General features: G+C 38.9%; 14 protein-coding genes. 12 read left to right on the top strand and 2 right to left on the bottom strand.

The genetic code is table 11. From position 1 onward, the window contains the following. Window positions 1–108: 108 nt before the first annotated feature. Window positions 109–2,187, bottom strand: a complete 2,079-nt coding sequence (locus IAG46_RS02775; protein ID WP_190808793.1) for a thiol-activated cytolysin family protein — start codon at window positions 2,185–2,187, stop codon at window positions 109–111. A gap of 308 nt (window positions 2,188–2,495) precedes the next feature. On the opposite strand from IAG46_RS02775, the gene IAG46_RS02780 reads away from it, so the two are divergent. Then, the gene (locus IAG46_RS02780) at window positions 2,496–4,379 is read left to right on the top strand and encodes a tetratricopeptide repeat protein (protein ID WP_190808794.1); all 1,884 of its coding nucleotides are present in this window, start codon (window positions 2,496–2,498) and stop codon (window positions 4,377–4,379) included. A 73-nt stretch (window positions 4,380–4,452) separates the two neighbouring features. Then, a complete protein-coding gene (locus tag IAG46_RS02785; RefSeq protein WP_190808795.1) occupies window positions 4,453–5,955 on the top strand; it encodes a S10 family peptidase in 1,503 nt (500 codons plus the stop codon). A gap of 39 nt (window positions 5,956–5,994) precedes the next feature. On the opposite strand, the gene IAG46_RS02790 is transcribed toward IAG46_RS02785, so the two are convergent. Further along, window positions 5,995–7,008 carry a glycosyl hydrolase family 18 protein gene (locus IAG46_RS02790; protein WP_190808796.1) on the bottom strand — a complete coding sequence of 338 codons (1,014 nt, stop codon included), beginning with the start codon at window positions 7,006–7,008 and terminating at the stop codon, window positions 5,995–5,997. A 189-nt stretch (window positions 7,009–7,197) separates the two neighbouring features. Here IAG46_RS02790 and IAG46_RS02795 point away from each other — a divergent pair, with 189 nt between their 5' ends. The 10 genes from IAG46_RS02795 to IAG46_RS02840 all read left to right on the top strand — a co-directional run bounded on the left by IAG46_RS02795 (window position 7,198) and on the right by IAG46_RS02840 (window position 15,427). Further along, window positions 7,198–8,106: an endonuclease/exonuclease/phosphatase family protein gene (locus IAG46_RS02795; RefSeq protein WP_190808797.1), complete on the top strand. Its 909-nt coding sequence runs from the start codon at window positions 7,198–7,200 to the stop codon at window positions 8,104–8,106. Between the two features lie 63 nt (window positions 8,107–8,169). After that, complete coding sequence (locus tag IAG46_RS02800; protein ID WP_190808798.1) at window positions 8,170–8,784, top strand: hypothetical protein; 615 nt, start codon at window positions 8,170–8,172, stop codon at window positions 8,782–8,784. A 108-nt stretch (window positions 8,785–8,892) separates the two neighbouring features. Continuing rightward, window positions 8,893–9,279, top strand: a complete 387-nt coding sequence (locus tag IAG46_RS02805) for a DUF4345 domain-containing protein (protein ID WP_190808799.1) — start codon at window positions 8,893–8,895, stop codon at window positions 9,277–9,279. Between the two features lie 73 nt (window positions 9,280–9,352). After that, window positions 9,353–9,754, top strand: coding sequence for a hypothetical protein (locus IAG46_RS02810; RefSeq protein WP_190808800.1), 402 nt, complete (start codon window positions 9,353–9,355; stop codon window positions 9,752–9,754). Window positions 9,755–9,847: 93 nt separating this feature from the next. Further along, on the top strand, window positions 9,848–10,417 hold the full coding sequence (locus IAG46_RS02815; RefSeq protein WP_190808801.1) for a trans-aconitate 2-methyltransferase: 570 nt from the start codon (window positions 9,848–9,850) through the stop codon (window positions 10,415–10,417). Window positions 10,418–10,553: 136 nt separating this feature from the next. Further along, a complete protein-coding gene (locus tag IAG46_RS02820) occupies window positions 10,554–11,294 on the top strand; it encodes a DUF2268 domain-containing putative Zn-dependent protease (protein ID WP_190808802.1) in 741 nt (246 codons plus the stop codon). A 164-nt stretch (window positions 11,295–11,458) separates the two neighbouring features. Next, window positions 11,459–12,400, top strand: a complete 942-nt coding sequence (locus tag IAG46_RS02825) for an MBL fold metallo-hydrolase (protein WP_190808803.1) — start codon at window positions 11,459–11,461, stop codon at window positions 12,398–12,400. A gap of 129 nt (window positions 12,401–12,529) precedes the next feature. Beyond that, window positions 12,530–12,973 (top strand): thiol-disulfide oxidoreductase DCC family protein, encoded by a 444-nt coding sequence (locus IAG46_RS02830; RefSeq protein WP_190808804.1) that lies wholly within the window; start codon window positions 12,530–12,532, stop codon window positions 12,971–12,973. 5 nt (window positions 12,974–12,978) lie between these two features. After that, window positions 12,979–14,226 (top strand): mechanosensitive ion channel family protein, encoded by a 1,248-nt coding sequence (locus IAG46_RS02835; protein ID WP_190808805.1) that lies wholly within the window; start codon window positions 12,979–12,981, stop codon window positions 14,224–14,226. Window positions 14,227–14,317: 91 nt separating this feature from the next. Next, window positions 14,318–15,427 (top strand): DNA alkylation repair protein, encoded by a 1,110-nt coding sequence (locus tag IAG46_RS02840; RefSeq protein WP_190808806.1) that lies wholly within the window; start codon window positions 14,318–14,320, stop codon window positions 15,425–15,427. Window positions 15,428–15,438: the final 11 nt, after the last annotated feature.

The following is a 15,438-nucleotide window of genomic DNA, read 5'->3' on the forward strand; positions in this document are numbered from 1 at the left end:
ACAATTCTCAATAGTTTTTCATTGGATATTGCTAGTTGTTCATTGAAAGAACAGCCGGCATCAAGTTGTTGAACCCAACCTGAGCGGCCGACTGCATAGCTAAATTATTTAAAGCGCATAGGGGCCTTCATCTTCACCTACCAAATTATTTATGGACATTAGTCCATCTGTGGTGAAATATAATATACGCTGTATGGAGTTTCCATTGATATTCATTTTGCAAGCTGCTTCCACTGACCCTCTCACTTCGCTAAGATCTTTTTCAGACTCCCAACAATTAAAGTCACCAAAACCTATGGTTCCACTTGGCAATGATACTGAATAAGGATTGTAATAATTCCTTCTGCTATAGGTAGTGCCATTGGTGTCCAACGGGAAAAAATAGGCTGAGGTTACCTCACCATTAATTATCCTTGTAGAAAAATCCTCTGTATAAATACCAACAGGTTGAATGTATCTATAGCGCCTCGCAGCAGCCTTTATACCCTTACCAAATAAAGGAAAGGATACACAATCCACATCTCGTCCTTCAGGGCCGACAAATGAGCCATCAGCAAAGTTACTGTTCACCTCATTTTCACTCGAAAAACTATCATTCACTACCCATCTCCTATTCGCCCCATCACGTTGTCGGTAAGTACCAATCGGTGTTGTTGGCATGCTCTGGACGCCATTATAATCATACTCCAAAACTTCATATTCTGTGCCTTGTTCGTTAAAAATGTAGATGTCATCCAAGAACTGTCGTAAAGCAGCACCAACGCTATCAAAAGTCGTAACGCCTAAAGGGGCACTAGGGTCTTTAATACTGTAAGGATCGGAGACGGCTCCACTAGATGCATCAAATATGACATATTCAGTTCCAGCGCCATTGAAGATAGCGGTGTATTCATTTTGAATTTGTGTGGCCGCACCAATTCCATCTTCAAAAAGGTCCACCAAGTTTGAATACAGAACTGGGGGCAACACACCTTTTAATTGACACTCCACAACCTCCATTTCAGTAGAAATATTGGTTCCAACTTGTTTGGAAGGGTCTTCTAGAGAGTAGATTTCATAAGATAATGGCAACCCGGTTCTAATATCAGTACTCGCAGCTAGCATATTGGCCAATTCGGAAATGTTTGTCTCTCCCAAACCAGAAAACGTATTTTGAGAATCACCTCCGTAGGCAATAACTTTTATCTTGAGGTCTTCCATTTTCTCCATGCTATCCGTTTCCAAATTTCCAGATATCTCCTTGTCAAAACTTTTGTAGGAAGCGTCAATTTGCGTGTTCATTACTTCCAAAGAAGAAGTGGATTCAACAAGCATGTAAAAGATTCTACCATAGGTCACTTTTTTAATATAAGTAGCAGGATTATCTGGCTGTATATATCGGTCCAAATCATCTGGAGTTACACTAGCATCAAAAACATCATCATAACTCGTTGGAAAATCATAACTGACATCATAGTATGATTGATAGAGTTTTATCAATACCCGATTATAGGTTTTATCTTGACTAAACGACAGTTTACCTTCGGCCTTTACTCCATATCCTTCAAATGAGAGACCCATTTGCAACGCAACTTGTTTTTCGGAGAAAACGTTCTCGTAGTCCAAATCAAAATTGGCGGGTACCACTCCAGTGCTTCCTGCAATAATATCGTTCATCGCTTGGCGAACTTGCGACTCACTCATTTCCGTAAGATCTTGCGATGCTTCTGGGTTCCCATCATTTAGATTATAGGAGATACTACCTCCAGCTCTTTTCAGCGGGATGCCTTGTGGCTTTACATTGTTTATAGTTTTTCCCTGCAATAATGCTCCAGGAAATATTTCACTGGCAACACCGCCCAATGTTTGAAATTCTCCGGCACCATCCGTCACACTCACAGTTCTTGATTTACAGATAAATCGTAGCGTTTCAGCATCGGAGCCACTACCCGAAGTATAATCATCGGGGTATTCGTCACCTTCTGCCAAAGTTTCGTCTGTTCTTGACTGTGGTACCTCTTCAAATTCACCACCTTGTTCAACCACTCCCCTAAATGTGGTTGGTGTTGGCCCATCATCATCTTGGGAAATGGGGTCATCGTCTGTTGGAATCTCCGGGGAATCGCTATCGCTGCTGCAAGAAAAGAGTAACAGTACAAATATTGTTAGCAACGGTAGCAATTTTAAATGAGATTGATTTGTTTTCATAATTATTTGGTTTTTAGGATTCAACACCCCAAACCTAGATGAGAAAATACCCCATCCCTAATTTTGAGTATGGACAAAGTATGGACAAGCAGCATGGATTTGATATAAAAACGGTATGGACAACAGTTTTCAACTTGATTGCTCAAATTTTATAAATGGTCAATAAAAACAACATTTCAGAAGAGTTTTTAAAGTAAATTTTTAGCCAAAATACATGGACTTTTTATGGACAAGTGTTTTTTGAACTCTAGAATACCTGTTTCTAGGAAAGGATATTATCGATATCTTGGTAAACCAATCAACCTCTCATGAAAACTCTTAATATTTTTTTTCTTCTTATTTTTTCGATTGTGTGTCAGTTATTGTTTTCACAAGACCAACGCGAAATAGATAGTCTTAAGACTTTGTTACAACAAGAACTTGATTCGGAAAAAAGAATTAAACTTTTGGAAGAATTGCACTCAAGCCTAATTTACAGAGCCCCTAAACAAGCTCTTAATTTTGCTAAAGATGGTCTAAAATTGTCTTTGGAAACAGCAGACAGAAATGCGCAACTAAATGCTTATTATAATATCGGTGTCGGCTTTATGACCTTGGGCAATATAGATTCGGCAAAATATTATCACCTAAAAGGAGAAGCTCTTGCAAGAGCACTAGAGCAAAAATTACAACTTGCATATTCAATTTCTGCAATTGCAAATATTAAGGCGTTAGAAGGCGATTTTGATGAATCCATTGCAACATATGAAAAAGCCAACGAAATATTTAAAGAGAAAGACTCCTTATTTGATTTGGGAATAGGAATTGGCAATGTTGCTAGCATATATATGGCGAAAGGCAGCAACAAGATTGCCCAAGCGAAATCAATGGAAGCATTAAAAGTTCTTGATAACTTTCAACGTGATCCATATAGAAAGGCAGATATATTAAGAAGAATTGGCCATATACAATATAACATAAAAGACTTTCAGGAATCAATTAAATACTTTAATCAAGCCCTTAAGGTCTACTTAGAAACGGATGACAATGTTTATGCCTCCGAAACATATGTTGATATTGGCACCTCACTCGCTGAAATGGGAGAGTACAAAGCCGCCATTTCACAATTCGAAAAGTGTATTGCCCTAACAGAAAAATATGATTTAAAGGGTACGCAAGCTATTGCTTACACCAATTTGGGGAACGCTCTTAGGAAGATTAAGGACTATAATACGTCATTCCTTTATCTAAAGAAAAGTTTAGATTACCAACTTGAACATGGGTTTGTAAATAATAAAATTGAAGTTTTGAAGAGTATGAGCGAATTGTACTTTGATCAAAACCAGACATCTAAAAGCATTGAATACATCAACAAAGCTATCATAATTGCGGATTCTGTTAAATCCATTGATTATCTCATGAACACTTACCTTTTGAGATCTCAGATTTTCGAAAAACAAGAGAGAAATATGCTTGCACTCTCAGATCGCAAAAAACATGAAGTTTTCAAAGACAGTATTTTTAATATCAAAAAGGTTCAGCAAATTGATGAACTAACTACTATCTATGAAACCGAAAAAAAGGAAGCGGCTCTAGCTCTACAGGAAGAAGAAATCAACACCCTAAATGAAAAGGCTAAGGTAGACAAACTCACCAAAGGATTGTATGCCGGTGGTATGGCCTCTGCCCTAGCCCTTTCAGGGCTTTTGGTATTTGGATTTCGACAGCGCATCAAAAAGAACAAAATAGCGCGCGAAAAACAGGAGGAAATCTACAGACAAGAAATCGCCCACAAGAAAAAGGAACTAGCCAGCCAGACCCTGCATTTGGTGCAGAAAAACACCTTTATCCAAGAGCTTAAAGAAAATCTGGAAAACTTAAAAAATTCTCCGGAAAAGTTCAAAGTGGAGTTTCGGCGCATTGTGATGCTCCTTAAAAAACAGAATGCCTCCGACAAGGATTGGGAGGTCTTTAAATCCTATTTTTCCGAAGTTCATAACGACTTTGACCAAAAGCTCAAAACACTCTATCCTGATATTTCAGAAAAAGAGATCCGCTTGACGGCCTTTTTACGCATGAACCTGACCACCAAAGAGATTGCAGCTACGCTGAACGTACTTCCCGATAGTATCCTGAAATCCAAATACCGACTGAAAAAGAAATTGGAACTGGACAAGGATATAGATTTAACCAGTTTTTTAAATACCCTCTAGAAAAAAATCCATAAATCGAATTTTAGCCTTATTTTGAGGGAAATAGTACGAAACGACCATAATATTCAACCAAATGAAAAACCATTTGCTCGCGCTTGCACTTGTCCTGAGTGCATCCGTATCCTTGGCCCAAGAAAAATCAGAAAAAAAAGAGATTCCTGATGGGGAAATCTTCGCCTCCACCCAATCCGTGACCATAAACGGCAAAACCATAACCCTTGCTACAGAAACCGGCACCGTTCAATTACGCGATGAAAACGACAAACCCATAGCACTGTTTGGATTCACACATTATAGAAAAACCAATTCCAATACAAACAGACCTATAGTTTTTGCGTTTAACGGAGGCCCATTGTCCGCTTCCTTTTGGTTGCATTTTGGGGTACTGGGGCCAAAGCGTATAGAAATCAACGACCCTTCATACACCAAGCCAGCACCTTATAAGGTGGCAAACAACGAGTTTTCCATTTTGGACAAGGCAGACCTAGTAATGATTGACCCTGTTGGTGTTGGATTCAGCAAACCCATTGGAGATTCAAAATGGGAAGATTTTTGGGGTGTAGACCAAGATATTAGAAGTATTGGGCTGTTCATAGAACAGTTTATCATAAAGACGGGCAAAATGAATGCCCCCAAGTATCTGCTCGGAGAAAGCTATGGTACTTTTAGAAATGCTGGATTGGTAAAACATCTGCAGGACAAGGGAATTGCCATGAACGGTGTAATTATGGTATCGGCTGTTTTTGACCTGCAACATTTATTGTTCGGTCCGGGTGATGACACTGCCTATCTTATCCATTTTCCCACCTATGCTGCAACAGCTTGGTACCATAACAAAGTAAAAAACAAAGGAGAAAGTCTGGAGTCATTTTTAGATGAAGTCAGAAATTTTACCGAGAATGAATATGCTCCAGCCCTACTCAAAGGCGATCAATTGAGCAGCTCAGAAAGAGTGTCCATTGCCCAAAAACTGGCAGATTACTCCGGTTTAAGTCAAGATTTCTATTTGAAAGCTGACCTAAGGGTCACTAACGGTGAGTATTTTCAGGAACTTCTTCAGGATAAAGGACTTACGGTGGGTCGTTTGGACTCAAGGTTTACCGGTATTAATGAAGATTTATTGGCGCAATCCTCTCTTACGGATCCACAGAGTGATGCCATTTCCCCGCCTTACATTTCAGCATTTAAAGACTATTTGTACAATGACCTTAAGGTCAGAAAAGATTTAAGCTATACTACTACTGCAAGCACAAGAAAAGGTTTTAAGTGGGATTGGAACCACGGGGGCAATATAATCTGGAACATGCAAGTGGCCGTGACCACATTACCGGATATGACCTCAGCGATGAAACGAAATCCAGACTTAAAAATCCTTATTCTGAATGGCTATTATGATCTGGCCACGGTTTTCTATGGTGTGGAGCATTCCATCAATCATATGGGATTGGATGCCAATTTAAAAAAGAACATCATTATGAAATATTACGAGGCCGGTCATATGATGTATACCCATTTACCTTCTATGGCAAAGTTCAAAAAGGATGTGGACAATTTCATTGATCAAACCTCGAACTAAGCGATATTCTTTACTTAGGTTTTATACGCGGTAAAATGCTTATTCATTCGTTATAGTAACCCCTAAAGAATTGTATTCACTATGAATCGCGGATAACAGTGAATACTCGTCAAAAGAATCTTGCCCTAATTCCCAAATCATAATACCCCCAAGGTTTTCATCATTTGCCAAACCTACCTTGGCTTTTATGGTGGGAATACCATTATAATAAGCGTTTCCAACATTGTTCAAGTTGGCATAGCTTTCATCTATCCGAACCATATCGTTAAAGGTAAAGGCAGTTGCTTCTGTAGGGCTTATAAATTCATATCCATAAAAAGGTACACCGAGGGTGAGCTTTTCCGAAGGAATACCAATACTGTTTTTCCAAAGGTTGATTCCATCTTTGGAAAACTGTAGCGAACTATGTTGCCCAGGGGACGATGGATTCCAAGGACCCGTAGCATCGTAGGACATGATGTTTATAAAGTCATAAGCCGCTAACGCCTCATCCGTGATATTGGCAAACCTAGTTTGCGGTAAGGCTGCGGTCAATAGTTTGTCGTGGGCATCCAAAGCGGTGTTCAACGCCAGCACAAATGGGCTATAGCCAGGAGTAACGTGATCCCATTCCAAATCCACATCAATGCCATCCAGATCATTGTCAAGAACATAGTCTACAATTTTGACAACAAAGTCCGGTATGTTGCTTCCGTCATCAATCAAGTTGGACCAATTTGTGGCCTGTTCATCTGATAAAGCTCCACCAGCCAAGGATAGGCAAATAACAATATTCGGATTGGCCGACCTGGCATCCGATACTATCGAAGCAATACTTGGCATAACAAGATTTCCATCACTATCCGGGTTTGCAAAGGCAAGGTTTAGATGGGTAAGTTTCTCATAAACTATGCTTTCACTTAAAGAAAATCGATATGTAGGCAGGTAGCCCACAATACGAGCTTCCTTGGCTCCTTGTTCCATGTCATCATCTTCTGGCCGGACAATCAGATCATCCGTGCTACAAGACATGGTAATTACAAAAATTAGGTATAATGCTACTCTTCTACCCATTATTCAAATGCTATGACCATCCTAAAATAGCGATTATGACAAACCGCCAAATAGAATTTTAGCTTAACCACACTTCTCAAAAGATATAAAACAAGGAAAAGTTCAGCTTTGCACCTAGCATATCTTGATTGTAACGGGAATTTCATCGAACTTAGCTCGGCCGTTACCATAACTTTATACACCGTAAACATGTTCCAAGTTAAAAAACCAACCTCTTTTACATTACTGTTGCTTTTGATGTCCTTTGCAGTTTTTGCTCAACAAGAAAACAAAGTCGAAACCCTAAAGGTGATGAGCTATAATATTTGGAATGGCTTTGATTGGGGCAAGGATGATGCACGAAGGGAAGAATGCGTGGAATGGATCAAGAGCAAAAAGCCAGATGTAGTAGCACTACAGGAATTATGTGGTTATACTGAGGAAATGCTAAAAGAAGATGCCTTAAAATGGGGACACAAATATGTGCAACTGTTAAAAACCAAAGGCTACCCAACGGCATTAACCTCTAACCGTCCCATTGAGTTGAAGCAGCGGAAAATGGACTCTTTTTGGCATGGCCTATTGCATTGCAAAACATACGGTATTGACTTTTATGTGGTTCACCTCTCTCCCGCCGATGCTAAATTTAGGCTGCGTGAAGCTAAAATGATTGTACAGGACATTCAAGAAAGCCAGAGTAATAACTATGTTATCCTTGGAGATTTTAACGCCAACTCCCCGTTTGATGCCTATGCGCTAGAGCAAAACCATGGCTTACGGAAAAAATACAGACCAAAAAACACCGATGCTAAACATTCCAACCTACTGAACGGAAATTTTGACTACTCTGTAATTGGTCAGTTTTTAGCTTGTCCGGCAGTGGATTTAGCTCTGAACAAAGTAGATCTGGTCAACAAAGGGCACACCTTCCCTACTCCTGCCTTAACGGGTAAATACAACAATACCGATAAATCGATTGTGGAAAATCGGGTGCGTATCGATTATATTTTCGCAAGTCCAAATTTGGCCAACTCCTGTAAAGGTTTTGAAATATTCAATCAACAAGAAACACATGGACTGTCTGATCATTATCCTGTAATGGCTGAGTTTAGGCTGTAAAAGCCGTGGTCCATAACACCACCAAAGGTGGTCTTGGTATGAATTTTGTGTGCAGCATGTACTATGCGCACAATTTTAAGTAGAATACTATTTTTGTTCACTCTTTTGTTTTGCCTTTCCATATCGGCGCAAAACAAATCATATAAGGAAGGTTACATTATTCAGCACAATGGCGACACCATAAAAGGTTTTGTCAAGGATAGATCCGCAGAACCATTTGTTACGCTTTATACCAAAATTCGATTTAAGCAGGACGGCTCTTCAAGGGTTAAAAAATATGATGCCGATGATATTTTGGGATATGGCTTTGGTGAGAATCATTTTCTATCCATTCCCTTTAGGGAAGAGCAAGAAATGTGGATTATCAGATACTATTCAGACCTGGGAGCCCCTCGAAAGTTCTTAAAAGTAATACAGCAGTCCGAAGAATTGGTGTATTATGAGCAGCTGTTTGTGCATGACAACAATTTTTATCTGGATTCCATTCCCTTTTTCCACAGACCCAATGCCAATCAAATGGTACGCGTCACCCAGGGGATTTTGGGGTTCAAAAAAAAGAGGTTGCTCGAATATTTTCCCGAATGTCCTCATATGGTTCAAGCTTTATCTGCTAAAAATTCTAGCACTCCAGATATTGTTGGGCTTTATGAATTTTATTTGGAGCACTGCCTCCAATAGCCTAATTTAAAACACATAACTTTTGCAAAAAACATAAAATACCCCCTGACACACCTTTGTCATCACACGGCTCTAATTTTGCATATTACTAACTAAAAAACTATACAAATGGAAATATTTACTATTGTAACGCTAGCGCTTTCAGGTCTTTTACTGCTTATGGTCGGTATAGCAAGACTAAGCAATCCCATAAGCAATTATGCCAAAAACTCCGGGATTACCATTGCCAACGATGTTGACCTCCTAAATGAAGTCAGAGGAACCAGCGCCGTTATGCTGCTCGGTGCAATTCTGGTGCTCTTAGGTATCCTAGTCCCTGATTTGACTCTCACCTCACATATAATCGCCACTTTGCTCTTTCTTGGATTTGCGGTAGGCAGATTTGTAAGCATCGCAGCCGATGGCCAACCCAATAAAAAAATAAAGCAAGGAATAGTGTTTGAACTTGTTTTGGGCACAGCAAATGTGATCTGCCTTGTCCAAATACCTGGGTAGACCCCTGCTAGCGCAAGAATGTACCTTGTGGTCACAAAAAACCATAGCTTAGACCTTTGCAAACAATTTAAAAATGAAAAAAATAATAAGGTATATAATCGGATTTATCATCGGATTTATTTCTGTATTCGTTATTCAGTTTGCACTTACAAAGATTTGGTCTCTAGCTGGAGTAGAATGGGGCCCTGAAAACCTGCCTGTTGAGAATATTCAAAAAATGGCTGTATTGTCTTCCACTTTTATTTCTGGGTTAATAGGGCCTTTTATTTCCCTCTTAATATGTAAAAACTCAAAATGGATTATTATTGGTCTTTTCTTTTTAATTGCGATGTCTATTGACTTGTATGCAGTACTTAATCCCTTAAAAGAATTAGAATTATGGTTTAAACTTGTTTTCGTTATTCTGATTCCAATACAATTACTACTGGCCATAAAACTCTTTGATTTCTTTAAGAAAAAAACCAATTTACATTAACCTTTGTAATTCATCACTTTAGATTTTCTCCCGCTCCCGTAAGATTGTATCTTGTGGTGCATTACCAGAACTGACAATCTGAATCTGAAATATATGGATGACAATTATTATAGGACCAAAGCATCCGTTGAGGAATATATTAAATTAGCAAAAGGCGTTGATGGAGTTGAATTGATTCAGAAGTTAAACAACTACCTGCCCTCAAATGCATTGTTACTAGAAATCGGATCTGGACCTGGCACTGATTTTCAACTATTAAAGAAAGATTATCGCGTTGTTGGTTCCGATTATTCAACACAATTTCTGAATCGATTGATCAATACTAATATAAATGATGAATTTTTACATTTAGATGCAATAACACTACGAACCGACAAGAAATTTGATGGCATATATTCCAATAAAGTCCTTCAACATTTAACCGATGAAGAATTAAGAAAATCCATTACAAGACAAGTTAATGTATTAAACTCCGATGGTATAATTTGCCATTCATTTTGGAAAGGTGAAGGTGATGAGGTATTCAAAGGATTACTTGTTAACTACCAAACCGATGAAAGCTTAAGAACTTTGTTTCAGGCTGATTTTGAAATTTTACTACTAGAAGCATATAAGGAGTTTGAAGACGGAGACTCATTGGTATTAATTGGAAAGAAAAAATAGCTGTCCCCCGCTCCCGCAAGATTGTATCTTTCAACACTACGCGCCATAGCCGTGGGGCCATTGTGTGCAATTTGAGCCCAAAAAGCCTGCGTTGTAACATTAAAACTGTTGTGTCGTCTTCAGGTTAAAATATGAAATGAATATACTTAGAAGCCTTATTTTAATTATCCCAATATTATGTGTTATTTCCTGTAATTCTAATCCGAAGAAATCCCAAATAGGGAAAGTAAATGTTGGCTTTCAAGAAGACTCTCTCAAGTTTACGGAATCACAAAAAGTTTTCATCAGTAAAATTATAAGCAAATCAGAAGACGAGGTTCGCGAGCTTTTACCGAATCTACCAGATAGCATAAAAGTTATTGTCGAAAACGTAGATTGGAATCTTGATATTGTGAATGGAGTAACAGGAAGAACAGAAACTAATCATCCACCTCTTGTTCTACTTCAAATATCAAATAATTATAAGGGAGGAATAATCGATTCGGTATATCAAGGCATTAAAACTACAATTTTTCACGAATTCCATCATTTGTCAAGAGGCTGGGCGATTCAGGATAACAAATTTAGTTATGGAATCCCCAATGCAATGGTTAATGAAGGTCTGGCCGTTGCGTTTACAGAAATATATACAGGAAACATAAATGAGGTAAACTCCTATCCTATTGAGGCTGATAGTTGGGTAAAAGAGATTTTGGCTCTTCCTCTAGATGCAGATTATTCTCATTGGGTAATGGGTGAGCATCCTGATGGAAGAACATATATAGGATATCGCACTGGAAATTTTTTAGCGAGACAAGCAATGAAAAAATCAGGAAAAAGTATTTTAGAGTTAAGTAACCTTATGCCAAATGAAATAATAAAACTAGCTGGTTATTAATAGCACAAAAAACTACACACAACACTGCTGTGTCACCCTGCTGCCACAAAATCAATTCGCTTGGCTCAGTACCAGTGTATCTTGTGGCCTTATTTCCGCTAGGCTTTCATTTTAAGCCTCCGTACCTTTGCCATCGCCCAACATTAAATAACACTCAAAATCAAATGAATATTAAAAAGATTATACGTACCCTATGCCTAATCGGATTGATTACGAGCAGTGCTTTGGCAAATACCAATGCTGATTTTGAGGTAACCCGAATCACTGAAAATGTGTATAGCATTATTTCACCTTCATTTGGTTTGCCTACACCAGAGAACAAAGGTTGGAATTCTAATAGTCATTTTGTGGTTACCAAAGAAGGAGTGCTACTTTTTGATTCAGGTTCCTCTGAAGCAATCGGCAACAAAATTAAAAGCGCCATTAAAACGATCACGGACCAACCGGTTCGTTGGGTGGTGAATTCGCACAGTCATGCCGATCATTGGTTGGGCAATGCTGCCTTTGCTGATACTGCAATTGAAATCATCACAAGTAGTCAAGCGCTAACGGTAATGAAAAAGTATGGAGAGGAAGATGTAAAATTTTATTCTAAAGTGACCAAAGGCACAATTGGCCCTACCCAACTTGTGTATCCTACTTTATTATTGACCCAAGGGCAAAAACGTAATTTTGGAGGAGTAGATGTTGAATTCATTTTTGCCAATGACGGGCATTCACCAGGAGATGTTTTGATGTGGTTGCCCAAAGAGAAGATCATATTTGGCGGAGATGTATTAAGTTCGGATTGGATGCCCGTGATCACGGGCCATGGAAATGTTCCAAATTTAATAAACACCCTTTACGCCATAGCTAAGCTAAACCCCACTATGGTTTTAACCGGTCATGGTAGCGCAACCACTGCAAAGTCAGTAAAAAGGGATGCCTATTTATTATCCAGCGTTTGGAAGCAGGTAAAAACGGACTCTAAAAATGATAAAACAGCTGATGAGACCCTGTTAAATATCAGAGCCAAACTGGGACCAAAATATGAACCCTTATATAAAGATTTCACCTCGGAAATTGAACGCCATGTTAAGCTGATGTATAAACTACAGCGGACGTAAGAATCATTTGGTTGCCAACCATTTCCCTCTACCAAAAGATTACCTCGCTGAGTTCAGTATATACGTTTCATTGGGATTCCTACCTCACTCTTACTAGGCTCTCACCCGAAGGCTCCGTATCTTTGTGGTATGGAAACACAAGATTCCCGCCTTCATGGGAATGAAATAGAGAATAAAAAAATAATTCTGTTTGACGGGGTCTGTAACCTTTGTAACGGAGCTGTGCAGTTTATTATTAAACGAGACAAAAAAGATATGTTCCGTTATGCGGCGCTACAAAGTAATTTTGGTCAACAATTGATTGCAGAACGAGCCATTGATACCACCAAAGTGGATTCCATAATCCTAATTGAGCCCGGAGTGGCCTATTTCACCAAATCGGATGCCGCTTTGCACATAGGAAAAGGGTTTGGTGGGCTATGGAACCTATTGGGCATTTTCAGTTGGGTGCCTAAATCATTTAGAGATGTTGTTTACGACCTTATCGCAAGCAACAGATATAAATGGTTTGGCAGAAAAGATGCCTGTATGATCCCAACCCCTGAGTTACAGGCCAAATTTTTAGATTCATAATGCACATGGAAAAACTATCACATAAAATCTATGATCTTTTAATTAATTCGGGGTTATCCGAAGCGTGGGCTTCCTATATCAATCTAGCCATACTGTTGATTGGCCTTCTTGTTGTGCTGTTCTTGATTGATTTTGCCCTACGGAAAATATTGGTTGGCCTATTCACGCGACTATCGGTAAACTCAAAAACCCATTTTGACGACCTATTGGTCAAGAATAGGGCTCCACGAAATATCGCTCACGTCGTTCCCTTGGTTCTACTCTACAAAACCATTCCGTTTGTTTTTCGTGATTTTCAAGAAGCTGAGCCCTTTCTATCAAAAACAATAGAGGTCATTGGTATTTTTCTTTTTTTATGGATTGTTAGAAGCCTTCTCCACACCATTAAAGACTTTCTCAAAACCCTGCCTATCTTAAAAGATAAGCCCATTGACAGCTATATTCAGGTGTTCATGATCTTTGCATGGGCCTTTGGACTGTTCTTTGCCATTTCGGTAGTCACTGGAGTTGAACTATGGAAATTCTTTACCGCTCTGGGCACTGCTTCTGCCGTAATCATTTTGGTGTTCAGGGACACTATTATGGGTTTTGTTGCCAGTATTCAGGTCTCTATCAACGACATGGTTCGTATTGGCGATTGGATCACTTTTGATAAATACGGAGCAGATGGAGACGTTATAGAAATCAATCTTGCCACGGTAAAAGTCCAAAATTTTGATAAGACCATTACCACCATTCCTACCTATGCCCTTATTTCAGATTCGTTCAAAAACTGGCGGGGCATGACCAATTCTGGTGGCAGACGAATTAAGAGAGCCTTGCTGATCAAACAAGAAAGTATTCGTTTTCTGGATAAAAGTGATGTGGAATCCCTTCAAAAAATCGAATTGATCTCAAAATACCTGAAAACCCGAAGTGCCGATATTGACAAGTACAATACCGAGAATGATATTGATAAATCCATGCATATAAATGGTAGAAACCTGACCAATCTCGGTATTTTCAGAAAGTATATGGACGCATACCTTAACAATCATTCTGGTGTAAATAAAGAAATGACCATTATGGTACGTCAACTAGACCCAACCTCACAGGGTATTCCAATGGAAGTCTATGCCTTTAGCAATGATAAGCGCTGGGCCAACTATGAATATATTATGGCCGATATTTTTGATCACCTTTTGGCCGCTGTTCCATACTTTGACCTTGAAGGTTTTGAATTGCCCAGCAGTACAAATTTCAAGTCAAAGTAGATTCGAGCATGCATTTAGCACAAAATCTTCACCCCACTGACATAGGGTTGTCACTGCTCTAATTAATTTTGCCTTAAAATCATCTAATTCAATGGCAGAATTATTTAAGAACATCTACAGTCCAACATTTTTTGGTCGATTTACAGCGTGCATGGAAGAGGTATTCCCAGCGTTTGATACCAATTCTTTTTTGAAGGATATTTATAATGACGATTGGGACAACAAAGAACTAAAACAGCGGATGCGACATATTACCCATGTGCTTCAAAGTCATTTGAACAATGATTTTAAGGCCAATGTTGAAATCTTGCTTAAGCTCATTCCCATTTTAAAGCAAAATGACTTTAGGTCGGATAATCTTGAATTTATTTTCCTCCCAGACTTTATAGAAATTTATGGGATCGATGATTACGTCACTTCCATCTACGCATTTGAGGAAATCACCAAATTTGCGAGTTGTGAGTTTGCAGTGAGGCCTTTTATTATAAGTCATCCCAAAAAAATGATACAACAAATGATGGTTTGGTCCCATCATAACCATTCAATGGTCAGGCGGCTTGCATCCGAAGGATGCAGGCCTCGATTACCTTGGGCCATGGCCTTGCCTGAGTTAAAAAAAGACCCAGCACCGATCTTGCCCATTCTTGAAAAATTGAAAGCGGATGAATCGGAATCCGTTCGACGCAGTGTTGCCAATAATTTAAATGATATTTCCAAGGACAACCCCGACATCGTTATCCAACTGGCCAAAAAATGGAAAGGTAAAAGCAAAGAAGTTGATTGGGTGGTAAAGCATGCCTGCAGAACATTGCTAAAGCGGGGTATTCCGGAGGTGATGCGTTTGTTTGGTTTTGGTAAGGTGGATAATATCAACATTGAAAAATTCAAGGTATCAACACCAGTTGTCTCCATAGGTGGGGATTTACAATTCTCATTTATGCTTAATAACACCAATGGTAAAAGTTCCAAAATCCGATTGGAATATGGGCTTTATTATCAAAAGGCCAATGGTACCTTATCCAAAAAAGTATTCAAGATCAGTGAGAAGGAGTATGCCAGTGGTTCATCCACAACAATCTTCCGTAAGCAACCTTTTAAAATAATTACCACAAGAAAGTTACATGTAGGACTTCATGAGATTTCACTAATTGTCAACGGAGTTGAGCTTACTAAAAAGGATTTTCAGCTGATTGAAAAATAACTAAACATCCT

It is taken from the genome of Flagellimonas sp. S3867, assembly GCF_014698935.1.
Classification (GTDB): domain Bacteria; phylum Bacteroidota; class Bacteroidia; order Flavobacteriales; family Flavobacteriaceae; genus Flagellimonas.